This window comes from Pseudoalteromonas sp. FUC4 (assembly GCF_008370255.1).
Taxonomy (GTDB): domain Bacteria; phylum Pseudomonadota; class Gammaproteobacteria; order Enterobacterales; family Alteromonadaceae; genus Pseudoalteromonas.
Genome location: NZ_SEUI01000003.1, coordinates 278,052 through 300,840 on the forward strand (window position 1 = coordinate 278,052; position 22,789 = coordinate 300,840).

The window sequence follows — 22,789 nt, forward strand, 5'->3', positions numbered from 1 at the left end:
TTGCAATAGGGGCTTAAGCCCCTTTTGCTGTTTTAGTTATTTAATGGAGGTATAGGCATGGCCGTAGCTGCCAATAAGCGCCCTGTAATGACCCTTTTTTCTGGTGCTAACTGTATGTATAGCCACCAAGTACGTATTGTACTTGCGGAGAAAGGTGTAAGTGTAGATATTCATTTGGCTGAAAAAGATAATTTGCCAGAAGCACTTCACGAAATTAACCCTTACGGCACAGTGCCAACACTGATTGACCGTGAGCTTGGTTTATACCAGGCAAACATCATCATGGAATACCTTGATGAGCGTTTTCCTCATCCTCCACTAATGCCTGTTTACCCGGTAATGCGTGGTCGTAGCCGCTTAATGATGCATCGTATTGATACTGATTGGTACAGCCTAGCTGACAAAATCAGTAACAACACGTCAGATGCTGCTCAAGCTCGTAAAGAGCTAACAGAAGCATTACTTGCTATAGCACCTATTTTTAGCGAAGCACCTTACTTTATGAGTGAAGAGTTTAGTTTAGTAGATTGTTATTTAGCTCCACTACTGTGGCGTTTACCAGAGTTTGGTATTGAGCTTAATGGTGCAGGTTCTAAAGAGCTTAAAGAGTACATGATCCGTTTATTTGAACGTGAGTCATTCCAAGCCTCTTTAACTGAAGCTGAGCGTGAGATCCGTTTATAATGACGCCTAATCGTCCTTATTTATTACGTGCTTTTTTTGATTGGATAGTCGATAACGAGTGTACGCCGCATTTAGTGGTGGACGCTGGGTTTGCAAATGTACAAGTGCCAACACAATTTGTTCAAGACGGACAAATTGTTTTAAACATAAGTCCATCAGCAGTCACACAGTTTTCGTTAGACTTAACCCAACTTAGCTTCAATGCGCGCTTTGGTGGTCAGCCAATGCAAGTGTATGTGCCTCTAGGTGCTGTGCTTGCAATATACGCGCGTGAAAATGGCGAAGGAACAGTCTTTACTGCAGATGAGTTTTTAGAGGACGAAGACGATTTTGTACCTGAGCTTGAAAGTGTTGATTCATCAGCTGAGTTTATTGATGAAACACCACCAGAAAAGCCAGAGAAGAAAAAAGGCTCTCATTTACGCGTTATTAAATAATAAGTAAATGCCAAAAAAAACCGCTTAATAAGCGGTTTTTTTATGTCTGTGTTTTGTGTTTACATATATTCAAATACTTTAATTACACGCTCTACGCCAGATACATTTCGAGCAATATTTACAGCTTGCGTAGATTCTGCATCAGACACTAAACCCATTAAAAATACTTCAGCGTTTTCTGTAACAACTTTAATATTATTACTGCTAATGTCTTTTGCGGTTAGTAGCTGGCCTTTTACTTTAGAAGTAAGCCAAGAGTCGTGAGTTTGTGTTGTAATGCCAATATTTGAACCAATACGAATTTGGTTATGTATTTTACGAATACCTGAAACGCCCTCAATGGTGCGCTGCGCTTCGTTTCTCATTTCTTCATTAGCAACTTGGCCAACAAGTAAAACAATACCGTTAACGCTTACAGCGCTTATATTGGCAAATTTTTCAAGGCGTTCTACTTCGCTAAGTGCAATACTGGCTTTTATTTCAATATTGTTATCGTCAATCTGAGAGCCAATGGTACGGCGATCGTTCGCTGCAGTTACTGCACTGGCTGTACCTGCTACAACAGCAGCTGCGCAGCCTTGTAGTAATACAACAGTACCTAAAACAATAAGAGAGCGTTTAAACATAATTTTCATCCTGAGGGAAAAGCGTTAAATCAACCAGTTCGCTTAAACAATGTAAGTTAACTAAATGGGATTCGATAATGCGGCTAGGGCGTTTAGATGGAGATCTAATTTCAACATCGTTAGGGCCAAGTAGGCCAACCAACTCGCCACCATCATCACCAACCATAACTATGACCTTCATATCTTTAGTTAGTGCAGCTTCAACGGCAGAAATAACATGTTTTTCGTTACCGTTAATAGCCAGTACGAGCAATAAATCGCCTTGCTGAGCAAAAGCGCGGACCTGACGAGCAAATGTATCGTGATCGTCTACTTGAGTACTTTGTCCAAGGTTAACGTTTTCTTGCGATAGAGCAATTGCCGGTAAACAAGGACGCTCGGTTTCATAGTGATTAACCAATACACCCGCCATGTGCTGGGCGAGCATGTGGCAATTTGCAGTACCGCAGCAAATGAGTTTATTTCCGTTGATCAGACTTTGTGCAATAGTAAATGCAGCCGACTCAAGCGCACTAGGTAGCACTTCACCAGCAGCGATTTGAACTTGAATGCTTTCTGTAAAAATTTCTTTAATTGTGTCTTGCATAGCCTACCAATAATTTATCTTTGTATTTGTGTTTAAAATACATTTTTAAGCCAATTAATATTAGGAGATGCTTCTCCTGTAATGGCTACATAATCAATTCTTAGTGCTTGGTTAGTTAAATTTTTAGCTGCTAAGTAATGATAAATACTACGTTTCAATCGAGCTTGTTTTTGTGGGCTAAGTGCATAGTTGGCACCGCCACGGGCATTATTTTTGCGAAACTTGACCTCAATGAATACAAGGATGTCGCCTTCTTTCATAATGACATCAAGCTCGCCAAAGGGGCAGTAATAATTACGTTCAATGGGTGTTAAGCCTTGAGTAACTAAGTATTTTTGCGCTTCAAGCTCATAATACTGGCCTTTTTCGCGACTATTGTGCCACAGCTCTTTAAACCACGACATGCCGCCCCCTTAACTTAATAAAGTTTAATTTATAGTTTGTATATCACCCGCTGATTGCATAAACAATGGTACCGGGCGTTGTGTTTCTAATTGCACAGGCTTAATGCGACGGTTTGTATATTGAGCCCAGTCAAGCATACGTTCTATATGGCCGCTGGTATTAACAGATAACTTACCACTTAAACCACTATATTGATTGCTTGGCATTACGCTTAACTGTCTAATGTCATGTAGTATTGATACTGCATCGTACGCCATTGCAAATAAGCGTTGGCTAATATCAATTTGCTCAGGCCATAGAGAGTTGTACTGCTGGCGTAAATTATGTTGTTTAATTTGCGAATCGAGCATCCACGGTAATTCAGTGAAGTATAGGCCGTCTAAGTCGCCTTTGTCTGTACTGTCAATTTGCTTACTATGACTTTTAGAGCTTGCATAAAGTGGGATACGATCAGCAAATGTACTGACGTTTACATCAAGGTAAGGTTTAATTAAGCGAGTTTCTATTGCATCACCCAAAATATAAATAACGTCTATATCACTGCGTGAACGCGTTTCGTTTTCTACTTCTTGCCTAAATAATGCTTTAACTGTTTGTATGCGATCTTTTGACTTATCAACTTCTAATAAGTTGGTAATTGTGTTCGGCATATCTTTTTTATCGTTATAAAAACCTATTTGCGGCTTGGTTTCGCTGTAGCGTTGCCACTGTAGGTTAAAATAATCAACTAAACGTTGGCCATTGGAATTATTTGGCGCAAGCAGCATAGGCTTTTGATAGCCCTTAGTTAAAAAGTGTTCCAGAGCTTGTTGTACTTCGTGCTCAGGGTTTAGTGCAAAGTAATAGTGCTGAAGCGAAATTCGCTCACCATCAAAGGTGTTTAAATGTAGTACTGGCGTATCAATAAGAGTTTGTGCATTGGCTAGTTTATCAATATTTGCTTTAAGTAGAGGACCAATTACAAAGTCAGGCTTTATTTCTTCAAGTTGTGCTGCGATTTCTTCTGTACTTAGGTTTTCATCAATAAAAATAGTGTCGTTGATAGTTTGCGTATCAAGTGCAGCTAATACGCCAGCTTTAAGGGCATCACCTAAACGTTCGTTAGGGCCTGATTGTGGAAACAACACAACTAAACGCTCTATATTGATAGGAGCAAGTTCAGTAAGCATTTCGTCTTGTTCTGGTAATACAGAAAAAGCCGGATGCCCAATATAGCGTCTGCGCCAATTGTTAATTGCTTGGTCTAGTTCCACGCCGCTACTTGCATATACTTGATAATATAGACCAAGGTTTACCCAGCCTTGCTGGATAACCGAACCACGGTTGAAACGTTCAAGTGCGTATGAAGAGAGCTGTTTTAAGTTATCCCACAAATTTTGATTGAGCTGAGGGATTTCTATATTGTTTTTTGTGGCTGTTTCAGAGGCTCTAAAGAAATAGGGGGCAGCTTTTTTTGGAAAATTTTGCGATGCATAAATACTGGCTGTTAAAAACTGATGCCATGCAAAATGCTCGGGTTGAGTAAGTTGTCCGTCTAGCGATTGCAAAATCACCAAAGCTTGATCATTCTTATTCTGTTGTTTTTGTGCAAATGCAATATAGAGACGGTTTTGGATTTGATCAACACTTGCGGTTAATTCAAGCTCATTACCGATTTTCTCTAACAAAGGCCAGTTTTGCTCACTAATTGCAGCATCACGGGCGCTATACAATAACTGTATTTTATCGGCACCTTGGCGGTTTTGCGCCAATTGGTAGATAGATTGCGCACTGGTTGCCTGATTTTGCAGTGCATTAGTGCGGTTACTTACGTTATCGCTGTTTTTAGTTGGTTTTTCGGTTGTGCTACACGCCGATAACCCTGACAATATAATTAATAGACTAACTAGTTTAAGTCGCACAATGATTTCCCAATACGTTAACGCGATTTGCTTATATTACTGACTGACGCAGGAGACCTCAATGTTAAATGAGGAGAATTCACAGAAAATTGGCACTCTTTACATTGTTGCCACCCCAATTGGCAATTATGACGACTTAAGTCACCGTGCCATTGCAACATTATCGCAAGTTGACTTAATAGCTGCTGAAGACACTCGCCATACAGGCAAGCTACTTAGCCACTTTGGAATTAAGGCAAAAACGTTTGCATTGCACGACCACAATGAAAAGCAAAAAGCACAACAAATCATTGATCAACTTAATCAAGGTTTAAATATTGCTTTAGTATCTGACGCTGGTACGCCACTAATTAGTGACCCAGGCTACGCGGTTGTAAATCTATGTCGTGAACAAGGCGCTCATGTTACACCTGTTCCAGGTGCATGTGCTGCAATTACAGCCGTATGTTGTTCAGGCTTACCAACCGATCGTTTTCAGTTTATTGGTTTTACGCCAGCTAAAAGCAAAGCTCGCCAAGACTTTTTTACCGAAGCTGTTAACTCAGGCATTACCAGCATAATGTACGAAAGTACGCACCGTATTATGGCAAGCCTTGATGATTTAGCACTAGCTCTTGGTGATGAGCAGCAAGTTGTGTTTGCTAAAGAGCTAACCAAAACCTTTGAAACCTTTTTTAATGGTAGCGTAAGCGAGTTAAAGCAGTTTTTAACAGATGATCCCACTAAGCAACGCGGCGAAATTGTATTAATGTTGCCGGGCAAACCAAAACTAGTAGACGATATACCGCCTGAAGCACGCAAAATGTTGGCACTTCTTGAGAGTGAAATGCCAATGAAAAAAGCTTGTGGTGTAGTGGCTGAATACTTTGGAATGAAAAAAAATGCACTATACAAAACAATTATTGAAGAAAAAGAGTAAATTTTACTGCGCTTGGTATTAGCCTCATGTATACTGCGCGCCGAGTCAGCCAAGATGATCGCTGCCTGTGACGAAAATGATCAGGGGGAGGAAAGTCCGGGCTCCATAGGGCAGAGTGCCAGCTAACGGCTGGGGGGCGTGAGCCCACGACAAGTGCAGCAGAGAGGAGACCGCCAACCTCGGTTGGTAAGGGTGAAAGGGTGCGGTAAGAGCGCACCGGGCCGCTAGTAATAGTCGGTTGCAAGGTAAACTCCACTCGGAGCAAGACCAAATAGGGTTCCTTATGGCGTGGCCCACGTTGGAACCGGGTAGGTTGCTTGAGCCATAGAGCGATTTATGGCCTAGACGAATGATTATCACTTTCTTCGGAAAGGACAAAACCCGGCTTATAGGCTGACTCACTCATTCAATTAAAAGCCCGCAGTTAACGCTGCGGGCTTTTTTGTGTTTTGAATTTTTGCATTAAAGTTACTGCATATTCTTTAAACGTTTACTTAGCGCTGGCTGAGATATTCCTAGTAATTGCGCTGCTAACGATTGGTTTGAATTTGCTCGCTTCATGGCTTCTTTAACGAGTAGGTCTGCCGCTTTTTTTAGAGTGGGTAAGGTGGTTGAGCCTTCAAATAAAGGCTTTTCTGGTTGGGCATGTATGTTTACACCAGGCATAGAGTCAATAATGCCTTTAAATGCCTTCATTGAAAGCTCCCCTGATTGATGCGTGCTCATTGCATCAAACGCCATTGCGCGCAGTTCCCTAATATTTCCGGGGAAGCTGTAGTTTTCTAGCAAAACAAGTAACCCTGTAGGAATTGATGCAAGCTCTTTATCAAACTCATCAGCTGCAAGTGTTAAAAAGTGCTCAAGTAACAGTGCTATGTCTTCTTTTCGTTCTCTAAGTGGTGGAATATTTACATGGTGGATTTTTAAACGATAGTACAAGTCGTTTCTAAATTGGCCATCTTCTTTTTTGCTGTGTAAGTTTTGATGAGTTGCAGCAATAATACGGGCGTTTATTCTTTTTGGTGTATCGCTGCCAACCGGGTAGTACTCACCTTCTTGTAATAAACGTAAAAGTTTTACTTGTGAGGCAAGGCTTAAATCGCCAATTTCATCTAAAAACAAGATACCGCCAGAGGCTTTCTCTATCATGCCTTTACGGGCTTGGTCGGCGCCTGTAAAAGCGCCTTTTTTGTGGCCAAATAATGTATCGGAGAATAAGTTGTCATCGAGGCCTGCCACATTTACACACACGAGTTCGCCACTACAACTGCTCGTTTCATGTATGGCTCTGGCTATGAGCTCTTTGCCGACTCCGCTTTCGCCTGTAATTAAAATAGGCTGTTGGCTATTTGAGATAGATTCTATGTAATTAAATGCCGAATGCATCTGATGATTAACACTAATAATTTTAGCAAAAGCAGGGTGCAAGGCGCTTTGGTTATCAAGCATATAGCCGCGCATCGCTTGGTTTTCTAAGTTTAGCTCTTGGTAACGAATAACCTGCATTATGCTGTTGCTTAGTCTTTCTGGTTCTTCGGTTTTAACGTGGTAGTCGTATGCGCCAAGCTTAATGCATTGCACTGCCGACTCAACCTGGTTAATACCACTAATAATTACTACAGAAATATACGGATATAGCTCTATTATTTTTGGAAGTAGTTCATCGCCACTTATATGCGGCATGTTTAAATCAAGCAATACAACACGTATATTGCCCGATGCTAAATGGCTCAGTACATCTCTACTGTCGCTACATTGAACAACATTATTAATGCCACAATAACGCTCAATAGCAAAAGAAATACTGCGTAAAAAGCTTGTGTCATCGTCACAAATCAAAACTTGAAACCCGGGGTATAAATTTGTGTTCATAACTCATTCTCTTTTTGTATTAGTGGCAGTGAGAGTTTTGCTTTTGTGCCTTCGCCAAGGGTTGATTTAAAAGTTATTTGCCCTTGATGATCACGTACGATCCCCGCTGATACAGATAGCCCTAAGCCTGTTCCACCTGATTGGCGTTTAGTTGTATAAAATGGGTCGGTTAACTTTCTTAAGTCTTTGGCGTTAATACCAATACCCTGATCTTCTACTGTAAGCACTACACTGTCGTATTTTGAATAAAAATAAGTGGTAATGGTGATTTTTTGGCTTTTATTTTCAAGTGCTTGGCAGGCATTTAAAATTAGGTTAACTATCACTTGCTCTATTCTACTACCCGAGCCATAAAATGTAGGTAGCTTATTAGCAAGGTTAACTTCTACATTGCTGGTTGAGTTTTTAAGTTGATTATTAACAAGACGTAAAGAGCGCTTTGTTAATTCGTTTAAATCAAGACGTTCATTTTTTTGATGGGCGGTTTCGCCCTTTACTGCAAAGCTTTTTAAATCTTCAACAATGCCTTTAACTTTGTTACTTGCAACGTGCATGTCGTCGAGTGTTTCTGGGAGCATATGCTTTAGGCGGTTATAGCTAACACCTGCAATTAAAAAGTCGCCGTGTTCTATTTGATGCTCATCGAGGATCTCTGTGGCTTGTTCAAAGGCTTCTTTAACAAACGGAAAGTTGAGCGTCAATATACTACACGGGTTATTTATTTCATGTGCAACGCCAGAAACAAGTACCCCTAAAGATGCCATTTTATCTGCATGAAGCAGTTGTAGTTGTTGTGCTTGAAGCTCTTTTGTACGGCTTTCTACTTTTTTACGCAGTGCTTTATTCCAAATAAGCACAACGGTGCTTATCAATAACAGCACGATTACAAATAAACCCGCAGCTATGCCAGCTTTTGACCAAATAGAGGCCTTTAACGGGCCAAACCACTTATCGTATATTTCTTGCTGTCGGCCGGTATTTTTTAAAATAGCTAAACCTTGAGTAAATTGCGAGAGTAGGGCTTTATCGTCTGTTTTAGTTGCATAGCCATATAAGCGATTTCGTTCTAGGTTAGATATCGCTTTAATATTAGAGAGTCCTAACTTTTGGCTTAAATATAAACCCGGTAAATTAGATACCACCGCAAAGTCATATCTACCTGATGCGAGCAAACGTAGTGCATCGGCATGGGTTTCAACTGGAATTAATACAATATTTAATTTAGCTTCGTTTAGCATATCAAACGCTGAGCCATTGGCCTGTACAATTACGCGATAGCCTTCAAGCTCTGTATAATTAGTTATTTTAGGGCTATCGTCTCGTGCAAATATAGAGTGGTTTACGTACGTGTGTGGGCTGAAGTTATAAAGATCGGTACGCTCCGGTGTGGCAGCCATCCCTTGTAAAATATCTATTTTGCCTTGATCAAATAAAGCGCGTGTACTCTCCCACGTATCTAATTTTATTTTGATATTTAAGCCCATTACAGCAGCAATTTCTCGGCTTAACTCAACGTTGTAGCCAGTGTAGTTTCCCTTACTATCAATAAACTCATAGGGCGGGTAGTTGTAGTCGCCACCAATAATAATTTGCTTGGTTTGCGATTCTGCAGCGGATTGCTGGTAACCCTCTGCAAGACACTCTGATACGCTACAGCTTACAAAAATGATAAGTAGTATGGTCAATACAAAATAATGTGTTTTAAAAAGTGAAAGCAATGAGTGAACCCTAGTTTAAATAGACTAAATTTATATGCAGGTGAACTATAATCCCAATTCTCATTTTATAGAAATTGGGAACTTATAGATATTTTTGAATCGTATTAAATAAATTTATGATATGAGTATTTACTAGTAGATAAAATAGCTGGTTAACTGCGTATTTTTGCATGTTCATAGTGTATTTCAAGTAAACATTAAAAACGCATGGATTAATTTTTATTGAAACAAAAGCGATTTAAATAATAAATTTAAATCGCTTAGTTAAAATTAATTAAAACTTCATGTTTAAGTTTACTTGTAGTCTGTCGCGGCCTTCGTTGTTGGTCGCAATATCTTTATTGAGGTTATCTACGCTGTACCATCTTAAATCGGCATTTAAGTTATCAGCTATTTTATAATCGAGCTGAACACGCGTACCTTTTATATTAGTATACGACCCCGGTGTATTAGTTTGTGTAAACGCACCATTCATAGGTAGTGCATAAGCTTCTGTGTGTAATATATAAAAGCGCACACCAAGCTCTTTATTTATTTGATAGCGGGCGTGTACAGTGTAAGCGATATTGTCACTTTGTGCCTCACTTGTATAGTAGTCGGCAGCTAAGCGAAATGGTCCCATTCTTAAATCGGCATTGTAAGTCATCACATTACCAGCTTGGTCGTCATCAAGCCCCGATTCAGCACTTGCGTAAGCGGTATCTGAGGCACTTACAAAAATACTACCAATACCCGCTTTAAACTTTATATCGTTAAACTGCGCTGCATAAACACCTTGCAGTTGCTGCCAGCTTGCATCGCGTTTACCTTCGCCATTATCTACGTTTTCTTCAAGAATTATATGCCCTGCGTTTACGCTAAATGTATTGTTTGTCCAATTAGCTTGCACACCTTCAAGGGCAATATCGTCACGAAATAGTAATTCAGATGAATGCATATAAACAGCGGCGGCTTTACCAATATATACACGAGTATTATTAATGCCAGTATACTTCATAAAGGCTCTGTCTAAGCCAAAGTCGTCGTTATCGGTTGTATTTGTTATGCCAAATGTTTGATGCGTTGAATCGTGCTGGCTAGAGGTGGTTCTAAAGCGCATTTGCGCAGACCAGTTCTCCGTTGCCGCATATTTAATACCAAAACGAGCACGTAATCTGGCGCGGCTAGTTGTATCGATTGTATCGCCATCAGTGCGCTCAAATCGCATACGCATATCACCAAATAACTTAACTGCTTCTAAGCCATTTAAACCTTCAATAGTTACATCTGCATGAGCTGGTTTAACTAGCGCCATTAAGCTTAATGCAATGGGTACATATATAAATTTAGTCGTCATTTTTATTCTCTATAAAATTGGTAATTAAACAGGGTTTATTGTTTAGCTGTTTGTGGAGCAGTGCTTTCTTTGTTGTAAACAGCGATATCAAGCTCACCTTCGCTTTTACCAATTAATAAAGTCACCATTAAATCACCCGTTACATTAATAGTGGTGCGTGCCATATCTAAAATACGGTCAATGCCTGCAACAATAGCAATACCTTCAAGCGGTAAACCAACTGTGGTTAATACCAATGACAACATAATCAGGCCTGCGCCAGGGACACCGGCAGTACCTACTGATGCAAGTGTGGCGGTAGCAATAATTGTGAGGTAATCGGTAGTAGAAAGATCAACACCAAAGGCTTGAGCAATAAATAGTGCTAATACACCTTGATACAGCGCGGTGCCATCCATGTTTATGGTTGCGCCTACGGGTAAAACAAAGCTTGAAACAGTGCGAGATACACCTAGATTTTGGGTCGCGCATTTTATACTTGCAGGTAAGGTTCCTGAGCTACTTGTGGTTGTAAAAGCAATAACTTGCGCTTCAATAATACCTTTATAAAAACGCTGTGGATTAAGCTTACCTAGCAAGCCAACAAAACCGCCACCCAATACTAAAATGTGAATTATGCAGCCTAGGTAAACTAAACCAATTACTTTAATAAGTGGTAATAGTACGTCTAACCCATATTTACCTGATACCCATGCCATTAGTGCAAATACACCATATGGTGCAAGTCGCATTACTAGCTCAGTTAGTTTGTACATAGCGTCTGCTAGGCTTTCAAATACTTTTGCTGCTGGTTGACCTTTTTCACCAATAAGGTTTAAAGCAATACCTAAGCTCAATGCGAATACAATAATTTGTAAAATATTACCCGATGCTAACGAGCCCACTGGATTTTTTGGCACTAGGCCTACAATAGTATCCATTAAGCTGGTAGTTGGTTTTGTATCGGTTACTGTTGTGGCAACCATATTTAAGCCTGCACCTGGCTCAAAAAAGATCCCGAGGCCCAGCCCAATTGAAATGGCAATAGCGGTTGTAGCTAAATAAAATATGATTGATTTAATACCAATACGGCCCATTTTTGTGGTGTCTTTCATTGAGGTAACGCCCACAATTAAAGAGCAAAATATAAGCGGTACAATTAACATTTTAATTGCACTAATAAATAGCTGGCCAATTGGTTTTATATATTCAGCATTACTACCTAAAAGCATGCCGGCAAAAATACCCGCTATCATACCTATAAGTATTTTTAGCCAGAGCGACATTTTTTTTGGCTCATTATTTTTCATACTTGTTGTATTAGTCATTTTTTATTTCCAATTATTAATGGGAGTTATTTAACTTTTGGGTTATTTAAGTTTTTAATGCTTTTGATTTTTAATAGGTTTGTTCGCTCAGCAGTGTTTGTTTGTTTGTTTGTGAGCTATTTTGAGCACGGCTCGACGACAGCTATTTGCATGTCGGATTTATTGATAGCGTGTTGTATTTGTATGCCATCTAAAACATCAGCAGGGGTATCGTTAGTACCGAGTAAATCTTTTTTTTGGCGAGTTTTATTGTATATGCGCATAGTTAAGCTCTAATGTTGTTAGATTATTGTTATTGCATTAATAATGCCAAGCAATGAATTGTTAATAACTTATTGATGTTGTTGGTTTTACTGGGTTTTTAGAGGCTTTTGTTAATATAACTTTTTGCATAATTATGTATGGCTTATAGTTGTAATAAGCATCTTCTTGAAGTGTGTGAGAGGTTTTTATGTTTATTATCAATAGGGTATAAAAGGTTATAACTTTTACTATGGGTATAACAAAAGTTATTGAATTATTAGCTGTATTATTCAATTTTAGTGTTTAAGTTGGGGTAAATGCATTAAAAATCTAAATTGCAGTGGTTTTGTGCTTTTACTTACTATTTATATATAAATAATGTTCGCTGTAGAGAAGGTCGCTTAAGGTTGAACTTTCGCTGCTACCTGCATTGGTAGCAGCGCGATTAAATAGCCTTGCTTAAATAATGTTTTTCCCTTGCTCTGGATCTCTTGATTGCTCTGCTTGTTCGCGTATTTCGTCGGTATCACTGCTCACATCATCAAGTGTTTTAGTTTGATCAACAGTTTCACTTTTTTCGCTTTGTACTTTTGATGGTTGTTTTTCCTCTAAACTAGAAACATTTTCACTAGGGTCGGCGAGTATAATTCTTTCTCGTGCGTCATCAGGCATGCTGATGTCTTGTTTTGTGAACTCATTGACTAATTCGCGCATAAGCTGGGAAGCTACTTTTAATGGACTGTGCTGCTCGCTGTTAACCCAAAAATACAAAACGAAGTTAATAGTAGATGAGCCTAAGTTTTTTATTAAAACCTGCGAGGGTGGGTCGCTAAGTACCGCATTTTGTTGATTGGCAATATCTAGGGCAAGAGTTTGCGCGCTGCGTATATCGTTATCATAGCCAATACCAATTTCTACTTTCCCACGCATTTTTGGATTGGCTGTCAGATTTTTAATAGTATTTTTATACACCGTCGCATTGGGTATTTGAATATGATTGCCATCGTAATCAACAAGTGTGGTTGCTCTTGCGGTTACTTTTTTAACAATACCTAAACGATTGTCTACTTCAATTACATCGTCGATTTTAAAAGGCCTTTGTATGCTCAGTAATAAACTAGCGATAAAATTCTCAGCTATGTCTCTAAAGGCAAAACCTAATATAAGTCCTATAAGTCCCGTACCACTCATAATGGCAACCGCAAACTCAGTAAGTCCTGCTAAACGCAGGAATAAGTACACGCCAAATAAAATAATTAGGGTGCTTATGCTACGTCTTACAACTAAATGAACCAGTTTACTATCAGTCATGTAGTCAATAGGTTTTATAAGCAATCGAGAAAGTGGCCCTGCGATTAAATAGCTTAATGCTAAAAGTATTATACCAAGTAGTAATGTGGGTAATATTTGCGCTGTTGCATGAAGTAATTGCACAGCTTGTTCATGAAAAAACTGCCACGTAAACACATCGCTTTGAAGATTTTGTGTGCTGGGAAGCGTATTGTTTAAAGCTATATTGTTTGATTTGCTACTAGGCATGGCTTATCGTCCGTGTTTGGTTTTTATAATCATTAATAATAGGTAGTAGCAAGTTTAGTACCAAACGCTTTATTTAACTTGGCAAACATTTTGCTGTAGTAATGTAATACAAATATTGAGGTTTAGAATGAAAGAAGCTAAACGAGGACAGCAAGCAGAGCAGCCTGGTCATATCCCTTTTATAGGTTGGTGGGATATTGTTAAGCGCATTTTTAAGCAAATGAGTGAAGATAACTTATCTATAGTAGCTGCGGGTGTGGCATTTTATGCGTTACTTGCTATTTTTCCGGCCATTGCGGCGATGGTATCTGTATATGCATACTTTTCATCCCCTGCAGATATTAGTGATCATTTAAGCAAAATAGTTACTTTGCTTCCACCAAGTACCAGTGAACTAATTTTATCTCAGGTTTCTAGCCTTGCTAAAACGTCAAGTGCAAGCTTGAGCTTAAGTGCAATTGGTACGCTTATACTTACTATTTGGAGTAGTTCTAAGGGCAGCCAAGCACTTATTACTGCGTGTAATATTAGTTATCGTGAATATGAAAAACGTTCATTTTTTCAGGCTCAATTAGTACGCTTTTTATTTTCGGTAGGGGCGATTGTTGTCGCAATTTTTGCGCTATTAATTATTGGTATCCTACCTATTGTACTTAATTTAGTAGGACTAAAAGAAAGTATAGATTTATTAATTAAACTCATCTCTTGGCCATTATTAGCTTTTACTTTTAATTTTGCATTGGTACTTTTATATCGTTATGCCCCACATCGTAAACCGGCTAAATGGCGTTGGATCACGATGGGTTCGTCTATTGCTACTGTGCTTTGGATTTTGGCATCTATAGGTTTTTCTTTTTATGTGTCGCGTTTTTCCAGTTACAACGAAACTTACGGCTCATTAGGTGGTGTAGTGATCATGTTGATGTGGTTGTATATCAGCGCTTATATAATCACATTAGGTGCTGTTATTAATGCTGCAACTGAACAGCAAACAGGTAAAGACAGTACTATAGGCCCAGCTAAAGAGCGTGGGCAGCGAGGCGCCTATGTAGCAGATCACCTCGATGTAAAAAATGAATAGCTATTAGCTAGCTAAGTTAGTAAGAGCCGTTAGCTGCTTTTTAAACTCTTGTGCTGCAGGACCAAGCCTGTCGTTGTCGTTGCACATTAAATATAAATTAAGAGTACGGGTTGTACCTTGGTCTAAATTAAGTGCAATGAGCGTTTTATCTTCGATTAAATGTGCTATTTGTGTTTTTGGCAGCCAAGCGTAACCCAAATTTTGACTAACCATATCAATAGAGTTACGTAAATGACTTACTGTCCAGCGCATATCAGCACCTAACCAGCCTTCATTGTGACTGGTGTGGGTTGCTGAATCGCGAACGACTATCTGCCGATGTTGTTTTAAGTCGCGAAAATTAAGTTGCTCAGTATGTTGGTGTAATACATGGTCTTTATGCGCAACGGCTATAAATTCTATATCGCAGAGCATGCTGCAACTAATTCCATAGATAGGAATTGACGAAATAGCTAAATCAACCACTGAGTTATGTAGTAATTCGTTTGCGCCGGTTAGCACGCTTTCTACTAAATCAATCTTTAAAAGAGGGTAAAGCTCACTCGTTTTAGCAAGTGCCTGGTATAAAGTGGCGTGTGGGAAAACTTCATCAACAGCTATTTTTAACGTGCTTTCTACACCTTCGCTTAGTGTGCTTGCTACCGATTCTATCTTAGTTGCTTCTTCAATTAAAAATTCAGCTCTGCGTAAAATTAGTTTACCGCTATCAGTTAAAAATGCTTTACGACCTTTTACTTCAAGCAACTTAATTTGCAAGGCGGCTTCTAGCTTTTGGACTGCATGATGTACGGTTGACTGACTTTTATGTACAGCCGCACTTGCGCCTGCAAATCCGCCGTGATCCACAACCGCTTTAAACATTCGCCATTGCTCTAATGTTGCTTTTGCCATTTTAAAATCCTGTTACTACTTATATCTGATTGCTTAACTTGACCGCGCAGACGCATTATTTATTGCGTAACAGTGATTTTTTGTTTCTTTATTTTAATAAAGCGACTTTCTTATCAGCTAGAAGTGCCATAAAACTGCTTTTATTTAAAGGTCTTGAAAATAAATAACCTTGTCCGTAATCACATCCGGCTTCAAGTAATAGCTGCATTTGTAATTTAGTTTCAATTCCTTCGGCTATTACTTTTAAGCCCAGTTGATGCGCCATAACAATTATTGCTTCACATAGTGCAAGTTCTTGACTGCCTACTTGAATATTATCAACAAAACGTTTATCTATTTTTAGATAGTCGGTGTCCATTTCTTGTAAATAAGCGAGCGAAGAATATCCGGTGCCAAAATCATCAAGGGCAAGCTGCATACCTGATTTTACGATTTCTTTTAAGCGACTCTGTGTTAATGCTTCGGGGTTAATCATTAAACCTTCAGTTATTTCTGCCACAATTGAGGATGCAGGTAATTTTGCAGCTTTTAACATATCGTACCATTCATCTATACCACTCTCTGGCGTAGATAACTGCACTGGCGACACGTTTACACTTATTTGAAAAGTATCATCGGTTAGTGTTTTAATATCGTTAAGCGTTTGCAGGGTTTGAGCAAATACAAATTGGCCAATTGCATTTATTTGCCTGGTTTCTTCAGCAAGTGGAATAAATGCGACAGGGCTAATTAGGCCTTTTTCGGGATGTTGCCAACGAATAAGTGCTTCAGCTTTATGAATATGTAAATCATTCAAAGCAACTATGGGCTGATAAAATAACTCAAATTGTTCAAGTTCAATGGCACTTCGTAAGTCTTTTAATAAAACCATGCGTGCATATGCATATTCGCGCATGTCAGCAGAGAAAAATTCAAAACAGTTACGACCATTACTTTTTGCTTTATACATAGCCTGATCGGCTGCTTTTAAAAGTTGTTCAGTATTTTCACCATCATTAGGGGCGCAGGCAATTCCTATGCTTGCACTGATAAATAATTCTTCGTTTTCAAGATGCAAAGCCGACGATAGGCTAAGCAAAATATTACTGGCAATTTGATTAATATGACGCGTACTTTTAATACGGTTGAATACAATAACAAACTCATCACCACCAATTCTTGCCACAAACTCAGCATTTTTTGCCGACTGCACTATGCGTTGCGATACGAGTTTTAATAAGTTATCGCCATAGTGATGACCTAATGTGTCATTAACATCTTTAAAGTGATCTATATCTAAAAGCATGACAACCAATTGATTTTCGGGGGTCACAACATTTGAAAATCGTTGATTTAAACGCTCCTTTAATTCCAAACGATTTGGTAAGTCAGTTAGGTGATCATAGTGTGCTTGTCGCCAAATTGTTTCATCGGCTTGTTTTTTCTCAGTGAGGTCTGTGAATATCGCGATTCGACGAATAGGCGCGTTGTTTGTATCATAAACCGTATCGATTGTGAGCCACTCAGAGTAAAGCTGCCCGTTCTTTTTACGGTTAATAACCTCGCCTTGCCAGCGGCCTGTTTGTTGTAATTCAGACCACATTTTATTGTAAAAATTCTTATCATGTTTTCCTGATGAAAGAATTGAAGAGGAGCGCCCAATAACCTCTTCTTTATTATATAAAGTCGTTTTGCAAAACGCAGGGTTTACATCAAATATTACACCCATTGGATCGGTGATTGCCATGCCTTCGCTACTGTTGTTATACACTAGCGAGGCAAGATGGAGTGCTTCTTCATTTATTTTTCGTTGTGTTATATCTCTTAGTACCACAACGTATTCATTTTTACTTTGCATTGCACTAATACGTGCTTCAAAGCTGCGTTTAGGATCTGATTTTTCGAGTGTGAATTCTAAATTGCTCGAAACATCAAGTTTAGATAACTGCGATAACAAAAGCTGCACATTGTTGTGAGAAAGTATTGATGATAAATGAGGTACTACAGTGCTGTTAGGATTTACTTGAGGCTTAAACTGCCCTGTTATGTTGAGAATATCGCCATGGATGTTAATTCTAACGTAACTATCGGGCAGAGTATTAAGCAAGCTAGTAAGCTCATCATGCTTGTTTTTTAAATTGGCCTCGGCGGTTAACCTAGTTTGCGCCATTGATTTAAAACGCTGATAGAGAGTATTGAGCTCTGGATTATTTGGCTGTATTTTTTGTGACGGCATTTCGCCCTTAGCCAATACGTTTGTTGCATTTGTTAGATTATTAATTGGGTCAATAATACTGGTTTTAAGCAGCTTACGTGCAATTAGAGACAGTATCAGCAGTGATAAAATAAACACACCAATCGCTATAAAAAAATTATTATTTATTTGCTTTAAAGCATGCGTAATAGGAAGTGCAATATGTATATTTAAACTGTTATTACTCGGATCTTTATAAATAATAGAGTGATGAAGCATTCGATCTTCACCCTCAATAGATTTTATTTTTGTTGATGCCTCATTATCAATCGAAGAATCAGTTGCTAATAAAGTCTTTGCAATATTATCGCCAAGGGATGCAGTTGTTGGTGGGTAACGCGCTAAAATTTTTCCATTAGAATCAGCAATTGCAGCAATAGAGCCTGATGGAAGTTCAATATCATTAAAAGCATTGTTCCACCAGTCAAGCGCAACAACGATAACGACAACGCCCTGAATTGCATTTTTTTTATTAATGATAGGCAACGCAAAGTTAAGAGTGTTTTTTTGCAGGCTTCGGTCGTGCTGAAAATAACCTACCGACAATTGGTTACTTTTTAAGGCATTTTGAAAATACGCACGATCTGCAATACTTATTGTTTTGGCTAATCCGCTTGTTGTACACATAACAATGCCATTTGGATCTATAATCCCGATATTGGCAACATGGGCATAAATAGCTCTAAATTGATTAAAATAATTAGGGCAGGACGTTGCTAGATTTTCTTTCTTACTTTCTTCTTTAGCCAAATAACGCGCTAAACGGTCAATATCATCGACTAAGTACTTTTGTTGTAAAATTAATTGCTTAGCAATGTTCTTTACTTTTTTTTCACTTTGCTCAATAGAGTGGTGGCGTTCAAGCAGCAGGGTAAAAATAATTACAGCGGTGCCCGGAATACTTAGCAATATAAGTAAACGATAAAGCTGATGTTTGAGAGAATAAGTAAAAATAACCATTCCTTAGTTTCGTATTTTGCAATAACAATTGTAGCCAAATTGACTCCAAATAACCATAGTAATTATAAGGTTGAAAATGTAACCAGTGAATCAATGTCATTCTATTTTTTAGAACCTTAAGCTCGATTTAAAGACATAGTTGTTTTGTTTAATGAATGATTTAATAGCCCAATAAACTTATTCTTAAAGTGAATTAAAAAATGAAAATATCAAAAATACTTACAGCCTATGGAACTCAAGATGGCGATGGCGTGAGCATTAGCCGTATACCAGGGTTTGATGGTAAATATTTAGATCCATTTTTGATGATTGATGAACTTAAGTCAGACGATAAAAAAGATTATATGGGAGGCTTTCCCGAGCATCCGCACCGAGGTATTGAAACATTTACTTATATTCTAAAAGGTGGCTTTGAGCATCGTGACCAAATGGGTAATAAAGAAGCAATTAAAGCAGGTGATGTGCAATGGATGAGCACAGGGCGCGGCGTCATGCACAGTGAAATGCCACTCGCTGATGCTATAGATGGTCTGCATGGCTTTCAAATTTGGATAAACATGCCAAGCGAACAAAAAATGCGTGATTCACGTTATCAAGATACGACTAAAACCCCAGCCCCGAGTTTCACAAATACGCAAGGCGTGACGTTAAAAGCACTTGCGGGATCGTGGCAGTTCGAAAGTGAAACGCTTACAAGCGAGCTGCAAAGTTTAGCTGCTAATGCGGCGCTCGCTGATATTACATTACCTGCTGGTAAAGGCACCTATTTAAAGCCTCTTAGCCAACAAAAAGTAATGCTTTATATTCATAGCGGCTCACTAATAACGAGCGACAATCAAACAATACCAGCGGGTAAGTTACTTATTTTAGAACCAGGCAGTGATATTAATATTAGCTCTGAGCACGGCGCTGGTGTTTTGGTTTTAGCAGGCGATCCACTTAATCAGCCGATTGCTCATATGGGGCCGTTTGTAATGACGACGCAAGCTGAAGTACAGCAAGCAGTGCATGATTATCAAAACGGCGAGTTTGGCAAAATTTAACGGTATTTTTAGGAGAGTTTTATGGGATTATTAGTTAACGGCCAGTGGCAAGATAAATGGTACGACACTGATTCAAGTAACGGTAAGTTTGAACGCGAAACGGCGCAGCTACGTCACTGGGTAACTGTTGACGGTAGCGCTGGAATAACGGGCGAGGCCGGTTTTAAAGCACAAGCGAACAGGTATCATTTATATGTATCACTCGCGTGTCCTTGGGCGCATCGAACGCTTATATTTAGAGCGTTAAAAGGGTTGCAAAATTTAATTACGGTGTCGGTTGTTAGCCCTGATATGCTTGATAGTGGTTGGGCTTTTGATACGCAAAACCACAGTACTGGTGATGCTTTATTTAATAGTAACTACTTACACCAAGTGTATACAAAAAATAACCCTAAGTATTCCGGGCGAGTCACCGTACCCGTATTGTGGGATAAAAAGCTAAATAAAATTGTCAGTAATGAGTCTGCTGATATTATACGTATGTTCAATAGTGCGTTTAATGAGTTAACAGGTAATGACGATGACTACTACCCAGAGGCACTACGACCAAAAATTGATGAATTAAACGCGTTGATTTATCCAAATATAAATAATGGTGTTTATCGTACTGGGTTTGCAACAACTCAAGGTGCGTACGAAGAGGCGTTTAACGATTTATTTAAAGCACTCGACAAAGTAGAGGGAATACTGAGCAAGCAGCGTTATCTAACAGGCAATAGGCTCACCGAGGCAGATTGGCGATTATTCACCACTCTCATTCGGTTTGATAGTGTTTACGTTGGCCATTTTAAGTGTAATTTACGCACAATTGAAAGCTACCCTGCGTTGAGTGGATACCTTAGAGAGCTTTATCAAGTTAAAGGTGTGGCTGAAACAGTTGATTTTTATCATATTAAGCGTCATTACTACTTTAGTCACACAATGATCAACCCAACGCAAGTTGTTCCAAGGGGTCCAAGTATTGATTACTTTTCTGATCACGGTAGAAATGTTTAGCGCTTAAGCTATCAAGTTCACTAGCCAGCCGTATTTTCTGACCAAGCTGGTTTCGCTTTTACCCGCTTGAACTGCTGCTCCTGCGATAAAGGCACTTGAAAGGCCCACTTTAGTTGCGGCAAAACGCTTTAGTCTATATTGAAACGCTGCATGATGTTGGCGTTTCAATTCACTGCGCGTATCCATTTGCTTACTTAGAGCATCAACGTTTTCATTAGGTGCTTTAATTAAGTAGTTAACTAACATACTAATTTCCTTGTAGGTTAAATAGCTGCTTTAGACTTTTAAGCGTTTTACTAAAGCCAATTTTATTGCTTAAGTAAACTGTATTTTTCCAAAGCCATATTAAACAAGCAACTTGTAGCAAAGTAGCTGTTGCAATACTTAGCCATACAGACCCAAAAACATCGTATACACCGTATCCAACAGCACCTAGAAATCCAGCCCACAACAAAACCAAACCACTGGCAAAGCATCCTAAAAATATAGTGATCAATGCAAGCGACCTAAGCGATAACCGCCATTCAGCTTTAGCAAGCTGGTGGGTGATCTTTCCTTGAGTTTGGTAATCATCCTTGAGCTGCTTAGAGTAATCTAAAAGCATTGCAACATGATCTTGCCAATCGTCCTTTTGGCTATGTTGCTCAGTAGTTTGGTCTTGCGCATTACCATCCTTGGTTGCTGTTGTTTGTGGGTTATTCATCACTAATTACTTACGACGAAGTAGTGATGTGATTAACATACCCGCAGMAAAAGCAATACCCGCCGTTGCTAATGGGTTTTCAGAAGCAAAAGCACGAGTTTTTGCAGTACATTCACTTAGTTTATCACGTGCAATAAGTTGTTTTTCGCTTAATGCATCTGCTGAGCTAGAAGCTCCTTTACGCACACTGCTTTCAGCTGTTGCAGCTTTGCTAGAAAGTGCATCTACAGCATCGTGCGCCGCTGATGTTGCTTTCTCTGTAAGAGGAGACTCAGTATTTGTTAGTTTAACGTCAGGCTTAACATCTGAAGTTGTATTTGGTTTCGTATTCGTTGCAGTAGCCATAATCAATCCTTAATAAGTTAAAAATTTAAATAGTGATTTAGATGATGCAATGATTAAACCAAACTTGTTATTTATTTTAACCACCTGAATTTGATGGATTTTGTTTGTTATTTTTAATTTTTGATAATTGGTATTTTAAAATAAACAGTAACTATTACTACACGGCTAGGTAAATTTTACAAAGAGGATAAAAACGCCTTAAAAATTGTAAATATTCATTGGTTATTCAGTAAGCAATGCATGTAAACAGAAAGTTATAAAGCAAAGCTGATATTTTTCTTTACCTCAATCCCACTTTTTCCCACGTAATTCAAACGCTTCGCTTGAGCCCTTATTTTTTCTAGCTTTGAGACTCACTAAAGCTGGTCAGCTTACTTGACAAAATGGCTTGTCAAGCCCTAAACTGGAGCACTGTGGTGAAAAGTGGTTTTTAGTGGATCTCATTGGATAAAATAAACAAAAAATTGAATAAAACAATTTCAAAGTAGGTTTTTTATGTTTCGTGGCGCGAGTTCACTGAGTTTGGATGATAAGGGGCGTTTTGCGGTACCGACAAAGTACCGAGAATCTCTGTTGTCTGAAGATCAGGGGACAGTTATTTGTACCGTCGCATTAAATGAACCGTGTTTATGGTTATATCCGTTGGCTGAGTGGCTCGAAATAGAAAGCCGTTTAGCTAAAATCTCCAATATGAACCCACGAGCCCGTCGAATGCAGCGTATGTTGCTCGGGAATGCTACAGAGTATCAACTTGATAAAAATGGTCGAATTTTGCTTGCGCCGTCATTACGTGCACATGCATCTCTTGGCAAAAAAATCATGCTGGTTGGTTTGATGAATAAGTTTGAAATTTGGGATGAAGCGCGTTGGCACGAGCAAATGCAGCAAGATACTGAGCTTGAAAGGCTTGGTGATTTTGAACCTAACCAAGATTTAGATAATTTTACACTCTAACGGCACAAAA

At 39.0% G+C, this 22,789-nt stretch carries 22 protein-coding genes and 1 other RNA gene; 8 read left to right on the forward strand and 15 right to left on the reverse strand.

From position 1 onward, the window contains the following. The first annotated feature begins 57 nt into the window (after positions 1–57). The gene (gene sspA, locus EU510_RS10790) at positions 58–684 is read left to right on the forward strand and encodes a stringent starvation protein SspA (protein WP_149593496.1); all 627 of its coding nucleotides are present in this window, start codon (positions 58–60) and stop codon (positions 682–684) included. After that, the gene (locus EU510_RS10795) at positions 684–1,121 is read left to right on the forward strand and encodes a ClpXP protease specificity-enhancing factor (protein ID WP_149593497.1); all 438 of its coding nucleotides are present in this window, start codon (positions 684–686) and stop codon (positions 1,119–1,121) included. Before sspA ends, EU510_RS10795 begins: the two co-directional genes overlap by 1 nt. Before the next feature lie 59 nt (positions 1,122–1,180). Here the strand turns inward: EU510_RS10795 and dolP are convergent, their stop codons facing one another. The 4 genes from dolP to EU510_RS10815 are packed head-to-tail and all read right to left on the reverse strand — an operon-like array spanning position 1,181 to position 4,639. After that, positions 1,181–1,747 carry a division/outer membrane stress-associated lipid-binding lipoprotein gene (gene dolP / locus EU510_RS10800; protein ID WP_149593498.1) on the reverse strand — a complete coding sequence of 189 codons (567 nt, stop codon included), beginning with the start codon at positions 1,745–1,747 and terminating at the stop codon, positions 1,181–1,183. Then, the gene (locus EU510_RS10805; RefSeq protein WP_002957968.1) at positions 1,740–2,333 is read right to left on the reverse strand and encodes an SIS domain-containing protein; all 594 of its coding nucleotides are present in this window, start codon (positions 2,331–2,333) and stop codon (positions 1,740–1,742) included. Before EU510_RS10805 ends, dolP begins: the two co-directional genes overlap by 8 nt. Positions 2,334–2,365: 32 nt before the next feature. Then, the gene (locus tag EU510_RS10810) at positions 2,366–2,737 is read right to left on the reverse strand and encodes a YraN family protein (RefSeq protein WP_149593499.1); all 372 of its coding nucleotides are present in this window, start codon (positions 2,735–2,737) and stop codon (positions 2,366–2,368) included. Between the two features lie 24 nt (positions 2,738–2,761). Continuing rightward, complete coding sequence (locus EU510_RS10815; RefSeq protein ID WP_149593500.1) at positions 2,762–4,639, reverse strand: penicillin-binding protein activator; 1,878 nt, start codon at positions 4,637–4,639, stop codon at positions 2,762–2,764. A 61-nt stretch (positions 4,640–4,700) separates the two neighbouring features. On the opposite strand from EU510_RS10815, the gene rsmI reads away from it, so the two are divergent. Both rsmI and rnpB read left to right on the forward strand, forming a co-directional pair. Continuing rightward, on the forward strand, positions 4,701–5,558 hold the full coding sequence (rsmI, locus tag EU510_RS10820; protein WP_149593501.1) for a 16S rRNA (cytidine(1402)-2'-O)-methyltransferase: 858 nt from the start codon (positions 4,701–4,703) through the stop codon (positions 5,556–5,558). Positions 5,559–5,599: 41 nt separating this feature from the next. Further along, positions 5,600–5,963: RNase P RNA component class A (gene rnpB / locus EU510_RS10825), an RNA gene on the forward strand. A gap of 63 nt (positions 5,964–6,026) precedes the next feature. Here rnpB and EU510_RS10830 read toward each other — a convergent pair. The 6 genes from EU510_RS10830 to EU510_RS10850 all read right to left on the reverse strand — a co-directional run bounded on the left by EU510_RS10830 (position 6,027) and on the right by EU510_RS10850 (position 13,573). Further along, positions 6,027–7,430 carry a sigma-54-dependent transcriptional regulator gene (locus tag EU510_RS10830; protein ID WP_149593502.1) on the reverse strand — a complete coding sequence of 468 codons (1,404 nt, stop codon included), beginning with the start codon at positions 7,428–7,430 and terminating at the stop codon, positions 6,027–6,029. Continuing rightward, positions 7,427–9,148, reverse strand: coding sequence for a transporter substrate-binding domain-containing protein (locus EU510_RS10835; RefSeq protein WP_149593503.1), 1,722 nt, complete (start codon positions 9,146–9,148; stop codon positions 7,427–7,429). Before EU510_RS10835 ends, EU510_RS10830 begins: the two co-directional genes overlap by 4 nt. Positions 9,149–9,422: 274 nt before the next feature. Beyond that, a complete protein-coding gene (locus EU510_RS10840; RefSeq protein ID WP_149593504.1) occupies positions 9,423–10,484 on the reverse strand; it encodes a putative porin in 1,062 nt (353 codons plus the stop codon). A gap of 35 nt (positions 10,485–10,519) precedes the next feature. After that, complete coding sequence (locus tag EU510_RS10845) at positions 10,520–11,791, reverse strand: dicarboxylate/amino acid:cation symporter (protein WP_149593505.1); 1,272 nt, start codon at positions 11,789–11,791, stop codon at positions 10,520–10,522. A gap of 116 nt (positions 11,792–11,907) precedes the next feature. Beyond that, positions 11,908–12,054 carry a hypothetical protein gene (locus tag EU510_RS19905; protein WP_188085419.1) on the reverse strand — a complete coding sequence of 49 codons (147 nt, stop codon included), beginning with the start codon at positions 12,052–12,054 and terminating at the stop codon, positions 11,908–11,910. A 439-nt stretch (positions 12,055–12,493) separates the two neighbouring features. Further along, complete coding sequence (locus EU510_RS10850) at positions 12,494–13,573, reverse strand: mechanosensitive ion channel family protein (protein WP_149593506.1); 1,080 nt, start codon at positions 13,571–13,573, stop codon at positions 12,494–12,496. Positions 13,574–13,700: 127 nt separating this feature from the next. Here EU510_RS10850 and EU510_RS10855 point away from each other — a divergent pair, with 127 nt between their 5' ends. Next, positions 13,701–14,654, forward strand: coding sequence for a YihY/virulence factor BrkB family protein (locus EU510_RS10855; protein ID WP_002957975.1), 954 nt, complete (start codon positions 13,701–13,703; stop codon positions 14,652–14,654). 3 nt (positions 14,655–14,657) lie between these two features. Here EU510_RS10855 and EU510_RS10860 read toward each other — a convergent pair whose 3' ends face one another. Continuing rightward, on the reverse strand, positions 14,658–15,545 hold the full coding sequence (locus EU510_RS10860; RefSeq protein WP_149593507.1) for a LysR family transcriptional regulator: 888 nt from the start codon (positions 15,543–15,545) through the stop codon (positions 14,658–14,660). 88 nt (positions 15,546–15,633) lie between these two features. Beyond that, on the reverse strand, positions 15,634–18,738 hold the full coding sequence (locus EU510_RS10865; protein WP_149593508.1) for an EAL domain-containing protein: 3,105 nt from the start codon (positions 18,736–18,738) through the stop codon (positions 15,634–15,636). Positions 18,739–18,938: 200 nt separating this feature from the next. Here EU510_RS10865 and EU510_RS10870 point away from each other — a divergent pair, with 200 nt between their 5' ends. Continuing rightward, a complete protein-coding gene (locus EU510_RS10870; RefSeq protein WP_149593509.1) occupies positions 18,939–19,781 on the forward strand; it encodes a pirin family protein in 843 nt (280 codons plus the stop codon). Between the two features lie 21 nt (positions 19,782–19,802). Continuing rightward, a complete protein-coding gene (locus EU510_RS10875; RefSeq protein WP_149593510.1) occupies positions 19,803–20,777 on the forward strand; it encodes a glutathione S-transferase family protein in 975 nt (324 codons plus the stop codon). 3 nt (positions 20,778–20,780) lie between these two features. Here the strand turns inward: EU510_RS10875 and EU510_RS10880 are convergent, their stop codons facing one another. Genes EU510_RS10880 through EU510_RS10890 form a run of 3 tightly spaced genes read right to left on the reverse strand, consistent with a single transcriptional unit; the run spans position 20,781 to position 21,825 of the window. Then, a complete protein-coding gene (locus EU510_RS10880; RefSeq protein ID WP_149593511.1) occupies positions 20,781–21,023 on the reverse strand; it encodes a hypothetical protein in 243 nt (80 codons plus the stop codon). A 1-nt stretch (position 21,024) separates the two neighbouring features. Next, positions 21,025–21,480 (reverse strand): threonine/serine exporter, encoded by a 456-nt coding sequence (locus EU510_RS10885; RefSeq protein WP_149593512.1) that lies wholly within the window; start codon positions 21,478–21,480, stop codon positions 21,025–21,027. 6 nt (positions 21,481–21,486) lie between these two features. Next, a complete protein-coding gene (locus tag EU510_RS10890; RefSeq protein WP_149593513.1) occupies positions 21,487–21,825 on the reverse strand; it encodes a DUF883 domain-containing protein in 339 nt (112 codons plus the stop codon). A gap of 495 nt (positions 21,826–22,320) precedes the next feature. On the opposite strand from EU510_RS10890, the gene mraZ reads away from it, so the two are divergent. Further along, on the forward strand, positions 22,321–22,779 hold the full coding sequence (gene mraZ / locus EU510_RS10895) for a division/cell wall cluster transcriptional repressor MraZ (protein WP_007582904.1): 459 nt from the start codon (positions 22,321–22,323) through the stop codon (positions 22,777–22,779). Positions 22,780–22,789 lie beyond the last annotated feature (10 nt).

Bases quoted from the DNA above. Each gene is read 5' to 3' on its own strand.
- sspA (WP_149593496.1), top strand. From the start codon at position 58: ATGGCCGTAGCTGCCAATAAGCGCCCTGTAATGACCCTTTTTTCTGGT.
- EU510_RS10875 (WP_149593510.1), top strand. From the start codon at position 19,803: ATGGGATTATTAGTTAACGGCCAGTGGCAAGATAAATGGTACGACACT.
- EU510_RS10855 (WP_002957975.1), top strand. From the start codon at position 13,701: ATGAAAGAAGCTAAACGAGGACAGCAAGCAGAGCAGCCTGGTCATATC.
- EU510_RS10840 (WP_149593504.1), bottom strand. From the start codon at position 10,484: ATGACGACTAAATTTATATATGTACCCATTGCATTAAGCTTAATGGCG.
- mraZ (WP_007582904.1), top strand. From the start codon at position 22,321: ATGTTTCGTGGCGCGAGTTCACTGAGTTTGGATGATAAGGGGCGTTTT.
- EU510_RS19905 (WP_188085419.1), bottom strand. From the start codon at position 12,054: ATGCGCATATACAATAAAACTCGCCAAAAAAAAGATTTACTCGGTACT.
- EU510_RS10865 (WP_149593508.1), bottom strand. From the start codon at position 18,738: ATGGTTATTTTTACTTATTCTCTCAAACATCAGCTTTATCGTTTACTT.
- EU510_RS10830 (WP_149593502.1), bottom strand. From the start codon at position 7,430: ATGAACACAAATTTATACCCCGGGTTTCAAGTTTTGATTTGTGACGAT.
- dolP (WP_149593498.1), bottom strand. From the start codon at position 1,747: ATGTTTAAACGCTCTCTTATTGTTTTAGGTACTGTTGTATTACTACAA.
- EU510_RS10850 (WP_149593506.1), bottom strand. From the start codon at position 13,573: ATGCCTAGTAGCAAATCAAACAATATAGCTTTAAACAATACGCTTCCC.
- EU510_RS10795 (WP_149593497.1), top strand. From the start codon at position 684: ATGACGCCTAATCGTCCTTATTTATTACGTGCTTTTTTTGATTGGATA.
- EU510_RS10860 (WP_149593507.1), bottom strand. From the start codon at position 15,545: ATGGCAAAAGCAACATTAGAGCAATGGCGAATGTTTAAAGCGGTTGTG.
- EU510_RS10805 (WP_002957968.1), bottom strand. From the start codon at position 2,333: ATGCAAGACACAATTAAAGAAATTTTTACAGAAAGCATTCAAGTTCAA.
- EU510_RS10880 (WP_149593511.1), bottom strand. From the start codon at position 21,023: ATGTTAGTTAACTACTTAATTAAAGCACCTAATGAAAACGTTGATGCT.
- EU510_RS10845 (WP_149593505.1), bottom strand. From the start codon at position 11,791: ATGACTAATACAACAAGTATGAAAAATAATGAGCCAAAAAAAATGTCG.
- rsmI (WP_149593501.1), top strand. From the start codon at position 4,701: ATGTTAAATGAGGAGAATTCACAGAAAATTGGCACTCTTTACATTGTT.
- EU510_RS10810 (WP_149593499.1), bottom strand. From the start codon at position 2,737: ATGTCGTGGTTTAAAGAGCTGTGGCACAATAGTCGCGAAAAAGGCCAG.
- EU510_RS10885 (WP_149593512.1), bottom strand. From the start codon at position 21,480: ATGAATAACCCACAAACAACAGCAACCAAGGATGGTAATGCGCAAGAC.
- EU510_RS10870 (WP_149593509.1), top strand. From the start codon at position 18,939: ATGAAAATATCAAAAATACTTACAGCCTATGGAACTCAAGATGGCGAT.